15 protein-coding genes are annotated in these 19,170 nt (G+C 73.6%); 11 read left to right on the top strand and 4 right to left on the bottom strand.

All coding sequences use genetic code 11. From position 1 onward, the window contains the following. Nucleotides 1-36: 36 nt before the first annotated feature. Together ACSDR0_RS07500 and ACSDR0_RS07505 are read right to left on the bottom strand one after the other, a co-directional pair. Nucleotides 37-513: an Lrp/AsnC family transcriptional regulator gene (locus ACSDR0_RS07500; protein ID WP_435288010.1), complete on the bottom strand. Its 477-nt coding sequence runs from the start codon at nt 511-513 to the stop codon at nt 37-39. A 47-nt stretch (nt 514-560) separates the two neighbouring features. Further along, nucleotides 561-2,171: a sensor histidine kinase gene (locus ACSDR0_RS07505; RefSeq protein WP_435288011.1), complete on the bottom strand. Its 1,611-nt coding sequence runs from the start codon at nt 2,169-2,171 to the stop codon at nt 561-563. 168 nt (nt 2,172-2,339) lie between these two features. Between ACSDR0_RS07505 and ACSDR0_RS07510 the strand changes: the two genes are divergently transcribed. The 9 genes from ACSDR0_RS07510 to ACSDR0_RS07550 all read left to right on the top strand — a co-directional run bounded on the left by ACSDR0_RS07510 (nt 2,340) and on the right by ACSDR0_RS07550 (nt 13,942). Beyond that, the gene (locus tag ACSDR0_RS07510; RefSeq protein WP_435288012.1) at nt 2,340-3,293 is read left to right on the top strand and encodes a pirin family protein; all 954 of its coding nucleotides are present in this window, start codon (nt 2,340-2,342) and stop codon (nt 3,291-3,293) included. Nucleotides 3,294-3,671: 378 nt separating this feature from the next. Then, nucleotides 3,672-5,348: an ABC transporter substrate-binding protein gene (locus ACSDR0_RS07515; protein WP_435288013.1), complete on the top strand. Its 1,677-nt coding sequence runs from the start codon at nt 3,672-3,674 to the stop codon at nt 5,346-5,348. 6 nt (nt 5,349-5,354) lie between these two features. Next, nucleotides 5,355-6,311, top strand: coding sequence for an ABC transporter permease (locus ACSDR0_RS07520; RefSeq protein WP_435288014.1), 957 nt, complete (start codon nt 5,355-5,357; stop codon nt 6,309-6,311). A 70-nt stretch (nt 6,312-6,381) separates the two neighbouring features. Next, the gene (locus ACSDR0_RS07525) at nt 6,382-7,227 is read left to right on the top strand and encodes an ABC transporter permease (protein WP_435288015.1); all 846 of its coding nucleotides are present in this window, start codon (nt 6,382-6,384) and stop codon (nt 7,225-7,227) included. Further along, complete coding sequence (locus tag ACSDR0_RS07530) at nt 7,224-9,626, top strand: dipeptide ABC transporter ATP-binding protein (protein WP_435288016.1); 2,403 nt, start codon at nt 7,224-7,226, stop codon at nt 9,624-9,626. Before ACSDR0_RS07525 ends, ACSDR0_RS07530 begins: the two co-directional genes overlap by 4 nt. A 43-nt stretch (nt 9,627-9,669) precedes the next feature. Further along, the gene (locus ACSDR0_RS07535) at nt 9,670-10,554 is read left to right on the top strand and encodes an alpha/beta fold hydrolase (RefSeq protein WP_435288017.1); all 885 of its coding nucleotides are present in this window, start codon (nt 9,670-9,672) and stop codon (nt 10,552-10,554) included. Further along, a complete protein-coding gene (locus ACSDR0_RS07540; RefSeq protein ID WP_435288018.1) occupies nt 10,551-11,582 on the top strand; it encodes a 2-oxoglutarate and iron-dependent oxygenase domain-containing protein in 1,032 nt (343 codons plus the stop codon). The genes ACSDR0_RS07535 and ACSDR0_RS07540 overlap by 4 nt, the downstream gene beginning before the upstream one ends. A gap of 3 nt (nt 11,583-11,585) precedes the next feature. Further along, entirely contained in the window at nt 11,586-12,356 is a 771-nt protein-coding gene (locus tag ACSDR0_RS07545; protein ID WP_435288019.1) for a DUF427 domain-containing protein, read from the top strand. 176 nt (nt 12,357-12,532) lie between these two features. Then, nucleotides 12,533-13,942: a dihydrolipoyl dehydrogenase family protein gene (locus tag ACSDR0_RS07550; protein WP_435288020.1), complete on the top strand. Its 1,410-nt coding sequence runs from the start codon at nt 12,533-12,535 to the stop codon at nt 13,940-13,942. A gap of 148 nt (nt 13,943-14,090) precedes the next feature. Here the strand turns inward: ACSDR0_RS07550 and ACSDR0_RS07555 are convergent, their stop codons facing one another. Together ACSDR0_RS07555 and ACSDR0_RS07560 are read right to left on the bottom strand one after the other, a co-directional pair. After that, nucleotides 14,091-15,263, bottom strand: coding sequence for an acyl-CoA dehydrogenase family protein (locus ACSDR0_RS07555; protein WP_435288021.1), 1,173 nt, complete (start codon nt 15,261-15,263; stop codon nt 14,091-14,093). A gap of 358 nt (nt 15,264-15,621) precedes the next feature. Beyond that, nucleotides 15,622-16,737: a M24 family metallopeptidase gene (locus ACSDR0_RS07560; RefSeq protein WP_435288022.1), complete on the bottom strand. Its 1,116-nt coding sequence runs from the start codon at nt 16,735-16,737 to the stop codon at nt 15,622-15,624. Between the two features lie 225 nt (nt 16,738-16,962). On the opposite strand from ACSDR0_RS07560, the gene ACSDR0_RS07565 reads away from it, so the two are divergent. Together ACSDR0_RS07565 and ACSDR0_RS07570 are read left to right on the top strand one after the other, a co-directional pair. Then, nucleotides 16,963-18,180 carry a PP2C family protein-serine/threonine phosphatase gene (locus tag ACSDR0_RS07565; RefSeq protein ID WP_435288023.1) on the top strand — a complete coding sequence of 406 codons (1,218 nt, stop codon included), beginning with the start codon at nt 16,963-16,965 and terminating at the stop codon, nt 18,178-18,180. Between the two features lie 17 nt (nt 18,181-18,197). Beyond that, entirely contained in the window at nt 18,198-19,100 is a 903-nt protein-coding gene (locus tag ACSDR0_RS07570) for a 5'-3' exonuclease (protein WP_435288024.1), read from the top strand. Nucleotides 19,101-19,170 lie beyond the last annotated feature (70 nt).

Genomic DNA, 19,170 nt, shown 5'->3' on the forward strand with positions numbered 1-19,170 from the left:
CCTCCCTCACGCTCCCGGGAGCGTCCCCCGGGACGATCAGGCGCGTTCCTCGGGCTTCCCGCCGTCCTGGCCCGCCGGCTCCGGGGTGCGGTGCTCGTACGGCGTGCTGAGCACGACCGTCGTGCGGGTGGAGACGTTGGCGGCGGTGCGGATCTGGTTGAGCAGCTCCTCGAGCGCGATCGGCGAGGCCACCCGGACCTTGAGGATGTAGCTCTCGTCCCCGGCCACGCTGTGACAGGCCTCGACGGCGCTCAGGTGGGCCAGCCGCTCCGGGGCGTCGTCGGCGGCGGCCGGGTCTATCGGCTTGATGGAGACGAACGCGGTGAGCGAGAGCCCGATGGCGTCGTAGTCGACCAGCGCGGCATATCCCCGCAGCACCCCGCGCTTCTCCAGCCGGCGCACCCGCTGGTGCACCGCCGACACCGAAAGCCCGGTCTCCCTGGCGAGATCGGTGAAGCTCATCCGGCCATCCCTGGCCAGCAATGTGACGATACGGCGGTCGATCTCCTCCATCCGGTAAACGGTAACGGCATTCGGATCCCGCACGTACCGTCCGCGTGTCACGGCACGGTCCCAACCGCGCTCTCCGGGGGCTCCTCCCGTCCGGCCTCGTCGTCCCGCTCCGACGCGACGGCCTCGGCGGGCAGCGTGATGACGAAACGAGCCCCCTCGGCGTACTCGGTGTCCAGCCGGATCGTGCCGCCGTGCTGCTCCACGATCTTTCTGCAGAGCGCCAGGCCGATCCCGGTGCCCTCGTAGGCGTCCCGCTGGTGCAGCCGCTGGAAGATGATGAAGATCTTGTCGGCGAAGTTGGGCGGGATGCCGATGCCGTTGTCGGTCACGGTCATCCGCACCTCCCCGTCGAGCCGCTCGGACTCGATCCTGATCCTGGGCGCGCGGCCGGGGTCGCGGAACTTCAGGGAGTTGCCGATCAGGTTCTGCCAGAGCATCACGAACTGGGTCCGGTCCCCGACGACGGCGGGCAGGTCGTCGACCTCGATCTCGGCCCCGGACTCCTCCACCGCCGCGGAGAGGTTGGCCACGGCCCTGTCGACCACGTCGTTCAGGTCCATCTCGACGGGCTCCCTGCTGACCCGGCCCACCCGGGAGAAGGTCAGCAGCTCGTTGATGAGCACCTGCATCCGCTTGGCGCCGTCCACGGCGAAGTCGATGTAGGTGTTGGCCCTCTCGTCGAGCTGGGAGGCGTACCGCTGCTGGAGCATCTGACAGAAGGAGGCGATCTTCCGCAGCGGCTCCTGCAGGTCGTGCGAGGCCACGTAGGCGAACTGCTCCAGCTCCGCGTTGGAGCGCTTCAGCTCCTCGGCCTGGGCGGCGATCCGCAGCCGGGCGCCGCGCGCCTCCTCCAGCTCGGTGACGATGCGCCTGCGCATCGCCTCCATGTCGTCGGCCAGCTCCGCCAGGTCGGCGGGGCCACCGGTGTCGACGTGGTGCGTGAAGTCTCCCATGGTGACCCGCCGGGAGGCCTCGCGGAGGCGGGCCAGGGGGCCGAACACCGCGATTCTCAGCAGCACCGCCACCGTGACGATGGTGATCAGGAAGGCGGCCATGATGCCGAAGAAGGTGGCGTCCCTGACCGTGCGGGCGGCCTCCAGGTCGGCGCGGGCCAGCCCCCTCGCGTGGGCCCAGGCGGCGTTCTGGGTGTCGAGCGCCTTCCTGACCGCGTCGAAGGAGCGCCTGCTCTCCTCGGCCTGCCCGGCGCTCACGCTCTCCGGTCCCGCGTCCCTGACACTGGCGATCATCGGCTCCGCGTAGCGGGCCCGCCAGTCGGCGGCCGCCCGTTCCACCTGTTCGAGCGCCAGCCGCGGTTCCGTGCCCGGCGCCAGCCCCGCGATCTGTGACGACACGGCGAGCTGCTCGCGCCGCCCCTCCACGTACGGCTGCAGGAACTCCTCCTTGCCGGTGATGACGAAGCCCCGCACCCCGGTCTCCTGGTCCAGCAGGGTCGCCTGCAGGCGCTCCGCCTGGATCCTGCCCACCGAGATGTGGTCGATGAGCCTGTCGGACGCGGACGCGGCGTTCTGCAGGACCGTGGCGCCGACGATCGCCGACACCCCCAGCAGGAGGGCCATGGCGAGCAGCACGACGTTGAACCACGTCTGCGCGCTCCAGCTGCTCTTCCGAGATCCGCGGGAAGGTGTCTCGGTGGTCATTCGGCCTCTCACTTCACGCGGTGTCCGTCCCGTCATGGCCGTGGGTGCCCGGCGGGGTGGACGAAAGATACCGGAACGAGCCGCCGGCCACGCACGTGATCCCCAGAGGCCGGCGGCACCCCGGCTCCCGGTGTCCAAAATGCCTGGATCTCGCCGTAGAGTCGCGTGATGAGCAACCTGGAAACGGATCCGCGGGAGTCGGCGTGCGGCGGCCTCGCGGACGTGGCGGCGGAGCCGGTGAACGAGCTGCTGACCGGCCGGGACGTGGTGCTGGGCGGCCCCCGGGCGATGAGGGTCACCAGGACCCTGCCGAACCGGGACGTCAGGATGGTCGGCGCGTGGTGCTTCGTCGACCACTACGGCCCCGAGCGGACGGCGATGCACGTCCCCCCGCACCCGCACACCGGCCTCCAGACCGTCAGCTGGCTCGTGGAGGGCGAGATCCTGCACCGCGACAGCGTCGGCAGCGAGCAGCTGATCAGGCCGGGCCAGCTCAGCCTGATGACCGCCGGGCGGGCCATCGCGCACGCGGAGAGGTCGCCCGCCGAGGCCGTGCTGCACGGGGTCCAGCTGTGGGTGGCGCTTCCCTCCTCCGCCCGCGACACCGCCCCGGCCTTCGAGCACCACCCGGCGCTGCCCGTGCTGACCTCCCCGGGCGTCACCGTGGTCGTCATCATGGGCGAGCTGGGCGGTGTCACCTCCCCCGCGACGATCCACACCCCGCTGGTCGGGGCCGAGGTGACGCTGGAGGCGGGCGCCGCGACCTCGGTCCCGCTCCGTCCCGGCTTCGAGTACGCCGCGCTGGCCCTGTCCGGCACCGTGCGGGTCGGCGAGACGGACCTGTCCCCCGGGCCGCTGCTCTACCTGGGCAGCGGGCGCTCGGAGCTGGCCCTGAGCGCCGAGGGTGCCGGGCGGCTGCTGCTCCTCGGCGGCGAGCCGTTCGAGGAGCGGATCCTCATGTGGTGGAACTTCGTCGGCCGCAGCCACGAGGAGATCGCCGAGTTCCGGCGGGAGTGGATGGAGGGCGAGGCGTTCGGCACGGTGCCCGGCGCGGAGGCCGCCCCGCTGCCCGCGCCCGAGCTGCCCCTGACCCCCCTCAAGGCGCGCGGGCGCCGCCGCTAGCGGGGTCTCGAAGGCCCGCGGGTCCGCCACCGCCGGCACGGGCCGTCTCCGCGCGGACCGGAGCGGTCCTCGCGTACGCAGGGCGCCCTCCCCGTGACAGGGAGGGCGCCCTGCGTTGTTTTCCCCCGGTGACCGGTAAGGGGCCGGAGTTCCGGTAAGGGGCCGGAACGGAGCGGAAGCCCGGGAAAGCCGGGAACGCCGGGAACGCCGGGAACGCAGTGGAAGGCCGGGAAGGGCTGCGCCATCTGGTGCCGATGGGCCGCCCACCCTTGACAGCCCAGTATTCCTACCTGAATAGTATGGATATATTCGAGCCGCCGCAGGACGTCGCCGGGCTGCGCGGATCCTCACCAGCCGCGACCGCGAGGAGACCCTCCGATGCAGGAATCCCCCCACCGTGCCCCCCGGAGCGCCCCCACCCCCAGCGGTCCGGGCGACGAGGTGCTGTCCCGCCTCCCCGGCCTGTCACGACGCCTCTTTCTCGGCGCGGCCGGGGGCGCCGCGCTGACCGGGCTGCTCGCCGCCTGCGCGGGCGGCGCGAGCGACACGGCGGGCGCGGGCGGCGGCTCCCGGACGGTTCCCGCCTCCGCGCCTGGCACGCCGAAGACCGGCGGCACCCTGCGCGCCGGCTCTCCCCCGCCGCCGACCGCGGTCGATCCCGTCACCATGTACGACGGCTCCGCGATCGCGATCGTCCAGCTGGTGGCCGACTACCTGATCTGGCTGGACAGGGACTTCAAGCCGGTGCCCCGCCTGGCCGAGAAGTGGGAGTCCGAGGAGGGCGGCAAGCGCTGGGTCTTCTCCCTTCGCGAGGGCGTCACCTTCTCCGACGGCACGCCGCTGGACGCGAAGGCGGTCAAGGCCACCTTCGACCGGCTGCTCGACCCGAAGAGCAAGTCCGCCGCCGCGGCGGCGTTCGACTCGGTTCTGGCCGAGGGCGGCATCGGCGTCCGGGGGGACTCGACGGTCGTCTTCACCCTGGAGCGGGCCTTCTCCGACTTCCCGTACCTGGTGTCGGCCGGAAACTACAACGCGGTGATCCTCAAGGAGGACTACGCGGGTGACTTCACCGGCAAGCCGATCGGCACCGGCCCGTTCCTGCTGGAGTCGTACGACGCCTCCAGCGGTGCGGTGTTCAAGCGCAACCCGAAGTACTGGGAGCCGGGCAAGCCGTACCTGGACGGCGTGCGGATCACGTTCTACGCCGACGACCAGGCGGACCTCCTGGCACTGCAGAGCGGCGAGATCGACGCCCAGATCCTCAGCCGCCCCGCGCTGGTCGGGCCGCTCAAGGGGCTCGGCGACATCACCGTCGACCAGGTCCAGGGCACCGGCCTGACCGCCTTCACCCTGCGCGTGGACCAGCCGCCCTTCAACAGGAAGGAGGTGCGCCAGGCGATCGCGTACGCCCTGGACCGGCCGCGGGTGAACGCGGGCGTCTACGACGGCATCGGCGCGCTGGGCAACGACCACCTGTTCGCCGCCCTGTTCCCCGCCGCGCCGCCGGACGTGCCGCAGCGGGCCAAGGACCCGGCGAAGGTCGCGTCCCTGCTCGCCGCGGCCGGCGTGGACAAGCTCTCCTTCGCCCTGACGTACGACCCGCCCAGCAAGGACTACGCGCTCACCGTGCAGGACCAGCTCAAGCAGGTCGGCATCGAGGTGGAGCTCGACCAGCGCACGTCCGGGGACTTCTACGGCGGCGACCAGGAGAAGGACACCCCCTGGCTGTTCACCCCGGCCAACCTGGTGGGCTGGGCCGGGCGCGCGGTGCCCAGCCAGTTCATCATCCCGATGGTCAAGAGCGGCGGCGTGTGGAACGGCTCGAAGTACGCCAATCCCGCTCTGGACGCCGCCACGGACGCCTACGACTCGGCCACGACCGACGAGGAGCGCGAGGCCCAGGCCGCGATCATCGCCAGGGCGCTCCACGAGGACGTCCCGGTGATCATCGCGGTCTGGAGCGGCGCCGTCCGGGCCTACGACGGCAAGCGCTTCGGCGGCGTGTCGGCCCATCCATCGAGCTATGTCGACTTCAGCTCGGTCTCGCGGCTGTAGGGCGGCATGAGGCGATTCCTGCTCCGGCGGCTGGCGGCGATCCCGCTCACCCTGCTCGCGGTGTCCCTGATGGTCTTCGCCGCCACCGAACTGGTCCCCGGCGACGTGGCCCGCACGATCCTGGGCCGCGAGGCGGGTGAGGACGCCGTATCGCGGCTGCGCGAGCAGCTGGGGCTCGACCGGCCGCTCGCCGACCGCTACGCCGACTGGCTGTGGGGGTTCCTCACCGGCGGGTGGGGCGACTCCCACACCCTCGGGGTACCGGTCCGCGATCTCGTGGTCGGACGCCTCGCCGACTCGCTGGTGCTGGGCGGGCTGGCGTTCGCCCTGCTGGTCCCGGTCGCCGTGACGCTCGGGCTGGTCGCGGGGGTCAACCACGACCGCGCCACCGACCGGGTCATCAGCGTCACCGGGCTGGCCCTGGGCGCCATCCCGGAGTTCGTGACGGGGGTGGTGCTGCTGGTCGTCTTCGCGGTGCGGCTGCGCTGGTTCCCCGCCTCGGCCCAGGCGCCGGAGGACGCGACGATCCTGACCCGGCTCGGCCACCTGGCGCTGCCGGTGATCTCCCTCGTCCTGCTGTGCACCGGCTACGTCTCCCGCCACGTGCGCGCCGGCACCGTGGCGGCCGTGGAGAGCCCGTACGTCAGGGCCGCGGAGCTGCGCGGTCTCGGCCGGGTCCAGGTGGTGCGGCGGCACGTGCTGCGCAACTCCACGGTGCCGGCCACCAGCGCGCTCGGCGTGCAGCTGCAGTTCCTGCTCGGCGGGCTGGTCGCCGTGGAGCTGCTGTTCAACTACCCGGGCATCGGCGCCCTGCTCCTGCAGTCGGCGATCGACAAGGACCTGCCGACCCTGCAGGCCACCGCGATGGTGCTCGGGATCCTCTACATGCTGATCATCCTGGCGGCCGATCTGGCCTACCGCCTGCTCGACCCCCGGGTCCGGCTCGGGGGGGCCGCCGCGTGAACGGGCGCGCGAGACGTCCGGGCGGCGAGCGCGGGGGAACACCGGGTGCCGGGCACGGGAGGGAGTTCACATGAGCGCCGTCACGGCGGGCGGGGTGCGGCGGCGGACGGCCGGGCGCGACTTTCGCGTGGCCCTCGTCGCGGGCGGCGCCCTGGTGCTGGCCTGGGCGGTCGTCGCCGCGTTCTGGCCGCAGCTGGTCCCCTACGATCCACAGCAGCACGACCCCCTGAGCCGCTTCCTGCCCCCGGGGCCCGAGCACTGGCTGGGCACCGACCAGTTCGGCCGCGACACCTTCTCCAGGATGCTCGCGGGAGCCCGCCCGGTCCTGCAGGTGGCGCCGCTCGCGACCGCGCTCGCCGTCGTGGCGGGCACCGCGGTCGGCCTGGTGGCGGGGACGTTCGGCGGCCTCGTGGACGAGATCGTCATGCGGCTGCTCGACGCGGTCGTGGTCTTCCCCGCGATCATCGCCGCGGTGCTGTTCGTGGCGCTGGCGGGCCGTTCGGTGACCGTCATGGTGCTGGTCGTGGCGGGGTCGTTCGTGCCCATCGTGGCCCGCAGCGTCCGCGCGGCGACGCTGGTCGAGCGGGAGAAGGCGTACGTCGAGGCGGCCAGGTTGCGCGGGGAACGCCCCTGGTCGCTGATGCGGCGGGAGATCTTCCCCAATGTCGGCACGACCGTGCTGGTGGAGGCGACCTCCCGGTTCGGTGACGCGATCTTCGCCGCCGCCACGCTGTCGTTCCTGGGGCTCGGCCAGCCGCCGGGCTCCCCCGACTGGGGCGCGTCGGTCTCGGACAACCGCGTCTGGCTCCAGCTCGCGCCCTGGACCGTGCTCGCCCCCGCGCTGGCCATCGCCTCGCTGGTGGTGGGGATCGCGCTCGTCGCCGACTCGCTGCGCGGCAGATGGGAGGCGTCGTGACCGGAACAGGGCACATCGGGGCCGCGGGCACCGGCGAACCCCGCCCCCCGGGCCCGCGGGAGCCCGTGGCCGAGGGCGCCGGCCTCGCGCGATCGCGCGAGGAGGACCCGCACGACCCCGGACCGCGATCCGGTGGAGGCGAACCGGCGGGCCGGGGGCTGCGGGTGGCGGGACTGTCGGTCTCCTATCGCACGGCGCGCGGCGAGACCCCGGCGGTGACGGACGTCTCCTTCGACGTCGCCCCGGGCGAGACGTACGGGATCGTGGGCGAGTCGGGGTGCGGCAAGACCACGCTGAGCCGCGCGCTGGGCCGCCACCTGCCGCCGGGCGGTTCGATCACCGGCGGTGGGGTGACCGTGGACGGCGTCGAGGTGCTGGACCTCTCCCCCGCGGACCTGCGGCGCTGGCGGACCACCTCGCTCGCCGTCGTGCACCAGGAGGCGGGCAGCTCGCTCGACCCGACGATGCGAATCGGCGCGCAGCTCGCGGAGGTCCTCAGGCTGAGGGGACGCGGCCGGGCCGAGGCGCGGCGGGAGACGGTCTCGCTGCTGGCCAGGGTGCGGCTGCCCGACCCGGCCGCGATCGCGCGGCGCTACCCGCACCAGCTCTCCGGCGGCCAGCAGCAGCGCGTCGTGATCGCCGCCGCGCTGGCCGCCCGCCCCCGGCTGCTCGTCCTCGACGAGCCGACGACCGGCCTGGACGCGACGGTGCAGCACGAGATCCTGGACCTCGTCTGGACGCTGCGCGCGGAGACGGACGCGGCCGTGGTGCTGATCAGCCACGACCTGGCGCTGGTCGGGCGCCTGTGCGAGCGCGTCGGCGTCCTGTACGCGGGGCGCGTGGTCGAGGAGGGCCCCGCCGCGGAGGTGCTGGCGAGCGCGCGGCATCCCTACACCTCGGCGCTGCTGGCGAGCGTCCCCCCGCTGGGCGTCTCCCGCCACGAGCGGGAACTCGCGGCCATCCCCGGCCGGCCCCCGGTCCCCGGCGAGGAGGTCCGCGGGTGCGCGTTCGCGCCCCGCTGCGCCCTCGCCGACGACCTCTGCCACAAGGAGCCGCCCGCGCTGGAGGCCGCCCCCGGCGGCGCCCGGCGGGCCCGCTGCCACCACACCGACCGGCTGCTCGCGATCTCGCCGGGCACGACCGGCGAGGCCGCCGTCCCGCCGCCCGGCCCGGCCTGCGGGACGGACGCCCCTCGCGGGGTGCCGCTGCTGGAGGTCCGCGGCCTGACCAGGAAGTACGGCCGGACCACCGTCGTCGACGGGGTCGACCTGACCATCGGCCGCGCCGAGGTCCTCGGCCTGGTCGGCGAGTCGGGCAGCGGCAAGACGACGGTGGCCCGCGCCGTCGCCGGGCTCGGCCCCCGGGGGACGGGGACCGTCGCGCTCCACGGGCGAAAGCTGGCCGCGAACGTGGGGCGGCGCGACGCCCGCGACCGCCGCCGCGTCCAGATGGTCTTCCAGAACCCCGAGACCTCGCTGAACCCCAGCCACACGATCCGCACGATCCTGACCAGGGCGGTTCACGGGCTGGGCGGCTCCCTCACCGTCGCCGAGCTGGCCGCGCGGGCCAACCTGGACGACCACCTGCTGGACGCCCGTCCCGACCGGCTCTCCGGGGGCCAGAAGCAGCGGGCCGCGATCGCCCGCGCCTTCGCCGGGGATCCCGAGCTGGTGGTGTGCGACGAGCCGGTCTCGGCGCTCGACGTGAGCGTGCAGGCGGGCGTGCTGCGGCTGCTGTCGGAGCAGCAGCGGCTGACCGGGACGTCGTACCTGTTCATCTCGCACGACCTCGCGGTCGTCGGCTACCTGGCCGACCGGATCGCGGTCATGTACCGCGGCCGGATCGTCGAGGAAGGACCCGCCGGGCGGGTGTTCTCCGGTCCTCACCATCCGTACACCGCCTCGCTGGTCGCCGCGTCGCGGGCCCGGCTGGACGGACCGGAGAGCGCCCGCCCGGCGGGAGAAACGACGGCGACCGCGCGGGCGAACGGGTCCGGGCAGGCGGACGGAACCGCGTGGATGGACGGGTCCGGGCAGGCAGACGGAACCGGACAGACGAACGGGACCGCGCGGGCGGACGGAACCGGGCAGGCGGACGGAACCACGCGGGCGGACGGAACCACGCGGGCGGACGGGACCGGGCGCGCGAGCCGGACCGGGCGCGCGGGCGCGGCCGGATGCGGGTTCGCGGCCCGCTGCCCGCTGCGGATCGAGGGCCTCTGCGATTCGGCGGACCCGCCGGTGGTGGAGACCGGCGACGGCCACTCCGTCCGCTGCCATCTCGACGCGGGCGACCTTCCGCGGGCCGCCTTCCCGGTGGCGGCTCCCGGCCCCCCGGGCGTACGGGACGCCCGCGACCTCCGGTACGTCCCGGAGAGAAAGGAGAACGGATCGGTCTAGGAACACGCCCCTGGTTTTCCCGCTAGCCCTCATGGAGGCCCCAATGTCATCGAAACTCGCGGTACCCGAACAGGAATTCGCCCTGCTGCCCGAGCTCGCCGAGAGCCTCGGCCTGCCCGGACCCGACCCCCACCGCATCCAGCGCCGCTGGGTCACCGTGGTCAGCGGCGGCCACGTCAGCGGCGTCACCTGGGACACCGGCCCGGCCGAGATCGTCCTGCTGCACGAGGCGCGCCGCAGCGCCCGCTCCTGGGACCGGTTGCTGCTGGCGCTCGGCCGCCCGGCCCTGGCGCTGGACCTGCCGGGCCACGGCCGGTCGGGCTGGCGGGGGAACGGCGTCTACTCCCCGCGCAGGCTCGCCCCCGCGGTGAGCGAGGCCATCCGGTCCTTCGCCCCCGCCTCGAAGGTCGTGGCCGGCGCCGGTCTCGGCGCGCTGACCGCGATCGCGCTGACCGCCCGCTCGCCCGACCTGGTGCGGGCCCTGGTGCTGGTGGACACCCTCCCCGGCGCTCCGGGAGAACCGGGCACCGCGCCCGGCCGTCACACCTCCCGGGAGGAGGCGCTCGATTGGCTCAGGCGGGCCAGGCCGGACGCCGCCGAGGAGGACCTGGTCGCCGACGTCCGCTACGAGACCGTCGAGGAGTCCGACGGAACCTGGACCTGGCGCCACCACCTGGGAAACCTGCCCGCCGAGGCGGCGGCGCACCTCGACGACGAGACCCTCTGGGAGCAGCTGGAGGTCCTCGCCGGGTACGAGGTGCCCATCCTGCTCGCACGCCCCGCCACCGGCGGCCGCCTGAGCGAGGCGTCCGCCGGCGAACTCCTGCGCCGGGTGCCGTCGGCCCGGCTCGTCACGGCGGAGAACCCGGCCGAGCTGGCCGGGCTGCTGCGCGAAGTGCTCGACACGATCCAAGGGAGAAACGCATGACCGCCCAGATCCCCGTCATCGACCTCGAACTGGCCCTGAGCGACGAGGCCCCCGAGGAGCTGATCGCCTCGGTGCGCGCGGCGGCCGAGCAGGTCGGCATCATCCAGGTCGTCAACCACGGCGTCCCCGCCGAGCTGATCGACGACTTCCACGACCGGATCGGCCGCGTCCTCGCCCTGCCCAGGGAGGAGAAGGCCAAGCTGGCCAGCCCGACCGGGCACCCCTACCGGGGCTGGCGGCAGTGGCCCGACGACTTCGGGCGGCTGGAGCTGGAGCGCTTCAACATCGGCCAGTTCGACACCGTCGAGGAGGCGAAGGCCGCGGGGCTGTCGGAGGAGTACGCGCAGCTGTACGCCCACCCCAACGTCTGGCCGCCGCAGGAGCCCGGCCTGGCCGCGGTGACCAGGCTCTACCACGACGCCTCGGTCGGCGTGGCCGAGCGGGTGCTCGACCTCTACAGCAGGGTGCTCGACGTGCCCCTGTCGACGTTCCCGATCTCCGGGCGCCCGTACTACACGAGCTTCGTCGTCAACGACTACCCGACCTGGACGCACGGCGACACCGGGACGGACGACGACAAGCTGCTCCTGCTGGAGCACGCCGACGGCTCGGCGCTGACCGTGCTGCACCAGCGCGGCGACTACGCGGGGCTGCAGGGGCAGGCGCCCGACGGGAGCTGGATCCCGGTGCCGATCGTGCCCGGAGCCCTGCAGGTCTTTTCCGGCCACATCCTCACCAAGTGGACGAACGGGCGGCTCCGCCCCGGACGGCACCGCGTCGTGGCGGGCGGCACGGTCACCCGGCGCTCCACGGGCGTCTTCTGGCACCCCAGCCTCGACACGGTGATCGAGCCGCTGGAGCCGTTCGTCGGCCCTGAGGGCACCGACTTCGAGCCGGAGCTGCTGTGGGACCAGGCCGGCGGGCAGGTCGAGGAGTATTTGCGGGTCTTCGGGCGGCCCGACCAGATCGCGGCCTGGCGCGAGCGCAGGCCGTACGTCGCGGAACTCGCGGAACTCGCGGAGGCGTAGGCCGTGCCCGCGTCAGGAACGTTCAACTGGGAGCCCAGCGAGCGCTGGGTCCGCGGGATCAGGGGCGACGTCACCGTCGTCGACAGCCGCAACCCGGTCCTGGTCTGGGAATCGTCGCACCCCGTGCCCCGCTACGCGTTCCCCGAGGCCGAGGTCCGCTCCGACCTGCTGCGCCCCGCCGCCGACCCGGCGACCGGCACCCACGAGGGATCCACGGTTTTCTACGACCTGGTGATCGGCGGCGAGACCGTCGCGAACACCGCGTGGAGCTATCCGGCGCTGCCCGGTCACATCGCCTTCGAGTGGTTCCAGCACGACGGCGAGGTGCTCGAACACTGGTACGAAGAGGAGGAGGAGATCTTCGTCCATCCCCGTGACCCGTACAAGCGGGTCGATCCGGTACCGAGCTCGCGGCACGTCAGGGTCGAGATCGGCGGCAGGGTCGTCGCGGAGACCCGGCGCCCGGTGCTGCTGTTCGAGACGGGCCTGCCCACTCGCTACTACATTCCTCCGGAGGACGTGAACTTCGAGCTGTTCGAGCCGACGGCGACCGGCACCCGCTGCCCGTACAAGGGAGTGGCGTCCTACTGGTCCCTGCGCGAGGGCGGGTCCGTCCCCGCCGAAGTGGCGTGGGCCTACCCCGACCCGATCCCGGCCGCCGAGAGGATCAGGGACCACGTCGCCTTCTACAACGAGGTCGTCGACATCGTCGTGGACGGCGTGAAGCTCGAAAGGCCCGTGACGCTCTTCACCGAACGCCTGTCGGAGGCGTGAGGCGGGGCCGGAGCCGCCCGTACCCCGCGCACGCGGCCCACGGGCGGCTCCGGCCGGGACCCGCCGGTGTCCCGGGGCGTGTCCTCGGCCTCGGCCGGAGGATGCGAAGCTGGTACGACCCACGTCGCCGGGGGCGGCGTGCGGTCGACGGGCAGGTTCTCTCTGGGAGGTAAGTCGTGGCGGACGAGTTCGACGTGGTGGTTGTGGGCGCGGGCCCCGCGGGTGAGAACGTCGCCGACCGCGCGGTCCGGGGAGGGCTGAGCGCCGCGATCGTCGAGAGGCACCTGGCGGGCGGCGAGTGTTCCTACTGGGCGTGCATCCCCAGCAAGGCGCTGCTGCGCCCGGTGGAGCTGGCCGCCGAGGTCGCCCGGGTGCCCGGCCTGACGCTGGGCCCGATCGACACCGACGCCGTGCTCGCCCGGCGCGACGAGGCGGTGTCCCACCTCGACGACACCGGCCAGGTCGAGTGGATCAGGAGCGTGCCGGCGGAGTTCGTCCGCGGGCACGGGCGGCTGGACGGCCCCAGACGGGTCGTGGTGACCGCGAAGGACGGCTCGGTCCGCACGCTGACCGCCCGGCGGGCGGTCGTGCTGGCCACCGGCAGCGGCGCGGCCGTCCCGCCGATCCCCGGCCTGGTGGAGGCGTCGCCGTGGACGAGCCACGAGGTGACGGCGGCGAAAAGCGTGCCCGGCCGGCTGGCCGTGCTGGGCGGCGGCGTGGTGGCCTGCGAGATGGCCCAGGCCATGCACGGGCTCGGCGCCAGGGAGACGACGGTGCTGGCGCGCGGCGGGCTGCTCGGCAGGATGGAGCCGTTCGCCGGGGAGCTGGTGGCCGCGTCGTTCGCCGAGGCGGGCATCACGGTGCGCACGGGCGTCCAGGTGACGAAGGTCGAGCGGCCCACGCCCGGGGGCCCGGTGACGGTCCACCTGTCCGAGGGCCCGCCCGTCGAGGCCGACGAGCTGCTGGTGGCCACCGGCAGGCGTCCCGCGACCGGCGACCTCGGACTGGAGACCGTCGGCCTGGAGGCCGGGCACGTGGTGGAGGTCGACGACAGCATGCGCGCGACCGGCGTCTCCGGCGGCTGGCTGTACGCGGTGGGCGACGTCAACGGCCGCGCCCTGCTCACCCACATGGGCAAGTACCAGGCGCGGGTGTGCGGCGACGTCATCGCGGCGCGGGCCAAGGGCGAGCCCGACGACCTGCCGGGCCTGCGCGACCTGGCGGACACGTACGGCGCGCCGCAGGTGGTCTTCACCGACCCGCAGGTGTGCTCGGTCGGCCGGAGCGAGGCGGAGGCCCGCGCCGAGGGGTTCGACGTCCGCACGGTCGAGTACGACCTGGGCAGGGTGTCGGGGGCCTATCTCCAGGGCGACGGCTACCGGGGCAGGGCCAAGGCCGTCGTGGACGAGCGGCGCCGCGTCCTGCTCGGGGTGACCTTCGCCGGCCCCGCCGTGGGCGAGATGCTGCACTCCGCGACGATCGCCGTCGTCGCCGAGGTGCCCCTCGACCGGCTCTGGCACGCCGTGCCGTCCTACCCCACGGTCAGCGAGATCTGGCTGCGGCTGCTGGAGGCGTACGGGCTCTGACACGGCGTCCGGGCCGGGAGACGGCGCGCTCCCGCGGCCCGGACCGCCGCCGGGACCACGCTCCCACGGCCCGGACGCCGGGACCACGCGCTCCCGCGGCCCGGACCGCCCGCCGGGGACCACGCGGCGGGTCACCGGCGCGTGGACGTCACCGTGCGGCGTTCTCCGCGTCCTTGGCGAGGGCGCGGCCGATGACCAGGCGCTGGACCTGGTTGGTGCCCTCGACGATCTGCAGGACCTTGGCCTCCCGCATGTGGCGCTCGACCGGGAAGTCCTCCACGTACCCGTAGCCGCCGAGGACCTGGACGGCGTCGGTGGTGACCTTCATGCACATGTCGGTGGCGAAGAGCTTCGCCATCGCGGCCCGCGTGCCGTACGGCCGGCCCGCGTCGCGCAGCCGGGCGGCGTCCAGGTAGAGGGCGCGGGCGGCGGCGATCTGGGTGGCCATGTCGGCGAGCATGAAACCGATGCCCTGGAAGTCGATGATCCGCGAGCCGAACTGGCGGCGCTCGGCGGCGTACGCGGTGGCGGTCTCGAAGGCGGCCTGGGCCACGCCCACGGCGCAGGCGGCGATGCCGAGCCTGCCGCCGTCCAGGGCGGCCATGGCGATCCGGAAGCCCTCCCCCTCGGAGCCCAGCAGGGCCTCGGGCGCCAGCCGCACCCCGTCGAAGCGGACCTGGGCGGTCGGCGAGGCCTTCATCCCCATCTTCCGCTCGGGCGCGCCGAACGACAGCCCCTCCGTCCCGGCGGGCACGTGGAAGCAGGAGATGCCGCGCGCCCCGTCGGCCGAGGTCCGGGCCATCAGCGTGTAGAAGTCGGCGACGCCGCCGTGGGTGATCCAGGCCTTCACCCCGTCGACGGTGTAGCCGGTGGATCCGCCGTCACCGGGAACCGCCCTGGTCGTCAGCGCGGCGGCGTCGGACCCCGACTGCGGCTCCGACAGGCAGTACGCGCCCAGCCACTCGCCGCCCAGCATCTCGGGAAGCAGCGCGGCGCGCTGCTCGGCGGTGCCGTAGGCGGCCACCGGGAAGCACGACAGCGTGTGGACCGACAGGCCGAGACCGACGGCCAGCCAGCTGGCCGAGAGCTCCTCGATCACCTGCAGGTAGACCTCGTACGGCTGCGCCGCCCCGCCGTGCTCCTCGGGGTAGGGCAGGCCGAGCAGCCCGGCGCGGCCGAGGGTGGTGAACACCTCCCTGGGGAAGCGCCCGGCGGACTCGTCGGCCGCGGCCCGGGGCGCGACCTCCTTGCCGATCAGGTCGCGGACCAGGTCCAGCAGGTCATAGGCGTCGCCGGTCGGCAGAACGCGCTCAACGGTCATCTGAGTCCTTCCAGCGTGGAGACCCCGCCCCAGGGTTCGCGGGGAGGGGGTCGCGTCCGCGTGCTCCAGGTCCCGGCGCGGAGCCCCGGCGCGGACGACGAAAGGGCGGCCGGGGTCACCGGCCATCCCGATTCTGGCACCCGCCGCCCGGGCGCGGCCACGCGGCCCGCGCCCGTATCCGCGTCCGCGCCCACAGGGCCGCCCCCGTGGGACCGCGACCGTGCTCGCGCGGGGACCCGCCCATGCGAGACCGCACGATCCGGCCGCGACCGCGCAAGGACCTGCCCGCACGAGTTGTCCGTACGAGCCGCCTCGCGGCCGGGAGGACCCACGACCGTGCGCGGCCCTTTGGGAGCCGCTAGACGACCAGCAGCTCGCGGGGGCGGTGGTTGACCCGCTCGCCGCCCTCGTCGGTGCAGACGAGGATGTCCTCGATGCGGGCGCCGTGGGCCCCGGGCAGGTAGATGCCCGGCTCGACGGAGAAGGCGAAACCGGGCGCCAGCGGCTCGGTGTTGCCCGCGACGATGTAGGGCTCCTCGTGGGTCTCCAGGCCGATGCCGTGGCCGGTGCGGTGGATGAAGTAGTCGCCGTAGCCCTCGGCCGCGATCACGTCCCGCGCGGCGGCGTCGACCGCCTCGCACGACACCCCGGGGGCCACCGCGTCACAGGCGGCCTGCTGGGCGCGCCTCAGCACCTCGTAGTACTTCAGGAAGCCCGCCGGAGGCTCGCCGATGGCGTAGACGCGCGTGGAGTCGGAGCAGTAGCCGTCGGGCATCTGGCCCCCGATGTCGACCACGATCGGCTCGCGCTCCTGGACGACGCGGTCCGACAGCTCGTGGTGCGGGCTGGCGCCGTTGGGCCCGGAGGCGACGATGACGAAGTCGACGGTGGAGTGGCCGGCCGCGGTGATCGCCTCGGCGATGTCCCTGCCGATCTCGCGCTCGGTCCTGCCGGCCCGCAGGAAGCCGGGCACCTGGGCGTGGACGGCGTCGATCGCGGCGCCCGCCGCGCGCAGCGCCGCCACCTCGGCCGCGCTCTTGCGCATCCGCAGCCCGCGCAGGACGGTCCCGGCGAGCACCTGCTCCGCGCCTGGGATCGCGTCGCGCAGGCGCAGCGACTGCATCGCCCACATCCGGTCGGCGAGGCCGACCTTGCGGACCCGGCCCAGGCGCCCGCCGACGACGGCGTACGGATCGTCGGTCTCGTCCCAGGGGACGAACTCGACGCCGAGCCGCGACGCCGGGGAGCGCTCGGCCGCCGGCAGCTCCAGTCGGGGCACCATCAGGAACGCCTCGCCCCTGGCCGGGAGCACCAGGCAGGTGAGCCGCTCCAGCGGCAACGCCTCGTAACCGGTCACGTAGCGAAGGTCGGGGCCGGGCGTGAGCAGCAGCGCGTCGAGCCCGGCGGCGGCGGCCGCCTCGCGGGCGGCGGCCAGGCGGGCCACGGGATAGAGATCAAAGGACTCCGTCGTCACGCCGACCAATCTAATCCCGGCCGGAACGACGACGCATCCGGGCCCCGCCCGGGAACCGAAAGTCAGGGAAAGGAAGGCACGAGGACGCCCCCACCACTACAATCTGTTGAAGTACGATCACATTTTGTTGGCAAAATATCCGTAAAGCCACACATTTCGAGAGCGAGCTACATGGTCGGCGTAGTGGGCGGCCACCAGCCACCCCTCCACCCACGAAACGACCAGGTGACCGGTCCGACCTCGTCGACCGCCGCTGAGATGGCGCAGCGGTCGCGCGGCGAGCCGGACGAGCACATGGCCGTGGAGCGACAACTCTTAACCGCACGCCTGGCGCACGCGGAGCGCATGGGCGAGATGGGCTGGACCGAGTGGGATCTCCAGACCGGAGAGGCCAGCTGGTCCGACCAGGCGTACACCATATTCGGCCGCGCTCCCGGCGACGGCCCGATCCACCTGCGCGACCTGGCCGGTCACGTCGAGGCGGCCGACCGGCCCGACCTCGACCGGCTGCTGTGGTCCGTCGTGCACCGGGCCGGGGGCGGGGAGACCGAGTTCCGCATCCGCCGCCACGGCGAGCTGCGCCACCTGCGCGTCGTGCTCGACCCCGTCGTGACCGGCGGGCGTCCCATCGTGCACGGCGTCGTCCAGGACATCACCTGCCGCCGCCGCGCCGAGCGGATCATGTCGGAGTCGCGCAGCACGCTGCTGCGGGTCCGCGAGCAGGTCGCGGAGGAGCACGACATGAGCATGGCGCTGCGTGAGGCCATCATGCCGGGACTGGGGGACACCATCGACCTGCCGCACGCGCACATCGCGGTCCGCTACGTGGCGGCCGGGGCCAGGCCGGGCCTGGGCGGCGACTGGTACGACGCCGTTCCCCTGTCCGACGGCAAGGTGCTGCTGGCCATCGGCGACGTGTCCGGGCACGGGATGCCCGCGATCTCCCAGATGGCCCAGCTGCGCCACGCCCTGATCGGCCTCGCGATGACCGGCCACTCCCCCGACAGGCTGCTGGCCTGGCTCAACGACCTCGTGCTGCACCGGATGCCCGAGACGACGGCGACCGCGGTCGTCGGCCACCTCGACCCGGCCACGAGGATGTTCACCTGGGGGCGGGCGGGACACCTGGCGCCGATCCTGGTCCGCGAGGGAACGGCCACTCAGCTCGCCCCGCCCGCCGGGGTCCTGCTGGGCGCCACCCCCGACGAGCCGTACGAGATGGCCGGGGTCGAGCTGCGGGAGAACGATCTCCTGCTGCTGTTCACCGACGGGCTGGTGGAGCGGCGTAACCGCGACATCGACGAGGGGCTGGCGCTGGTCATGGAGGCCGCGGCCCTGCTGAGCGGCGACCTGGACGAGGGGCTCGACCGGCTCATCGAGGTGATCGGCGGCCCCAACCCCGAGGACGACACCTGCGTTCTGGCGATCGGCGTGCTCGGCTGATTGATTAAATGGTCGCCATGCCCGGCCTGATGCTTCTCGACACCCCCTCCCTCTACTACCGCGCCTTCTACGGCATCCCCGAGTCGATGACCGCACCCGACGGAATGCCCGTCAACGCGGTGCGCGGCGTCATCGACATGATCGCCATGCTGGTCCGGCGGCACTCCCCCGCCGAACTCGTCGCCTGCATGGACGCCGACTGGCGCCCGGACTTCCGGGTGGCGGCCATTCCGACGTACAAGACCCACCGGGTCGCCGAGGGCGGCGCCGAGGAGACCCCCGACACTCTCGTTCCGCAGGTGCCGGTGATCGAGCGGGTGCTCGACGCGGTGGGCATCGCCCGCGTCGGCGTTCCCGGCTACGAGGCCGACGACGTGATGGGCACGTTCACCGCGCGGGCGAGCGGCCAGGTCGACGTCGTCACCGGCGACCGCGACCTGTTCCAGCTGGTCGACGACTCCAGGCCGGTCCGGATCCTCTACACCGCCAGGGGGGTCAAGAACCTCCAGCTGGTCGACGAGGCCGCCGTCACCGAGAAGTACGGCGTCCCCGGCCGCTCCTACGCCGACTTCGCCACCCTGCGCGGCGACCCCAGCGACGGGCTGCCGGGCGTTCCGGGGGTGGGCGACAAGACCGCGGCGACCCTGATCACCCGGTTCGGCTCGCTGGAGGCGCTTCTGCGGGCCGTCGACGGGGGCGAGGGAGGCGGTGACCTGACCGCGGGGCAGCGCGCCAGGCTGTCGGCGGCCCGCGACTATCTGCGGGTGGCCCCCGGGGTGGTCCAGGTCGCCCGCGACGCCCCCCTTCCCGAGGTCGACGTCGCGCTTCCCTCCAAGCCCCGCGACCCGGAGGCCCTGGCGGCGCTGAGCGAGCGCTACGGCCTGTCCGGGCCGCTGGAGCGCCTGACCTCCGCGCTCTGACCTCCGCCCGCACCACCATCCGGTCCGGTCTTCCCGCTCCCGCCCTCCTTGTCCGGGCCCTGACCTGGTC

The organism is Streptosporangium sp. G11 (assembly GCF_051192615.1).
Taxonomy (GTDB): domain Bacteria; phylum Actinomycetota; class Actinomycetes; order Streptosporangiales; family Streptosporangiaceae; genus Streptosporangium.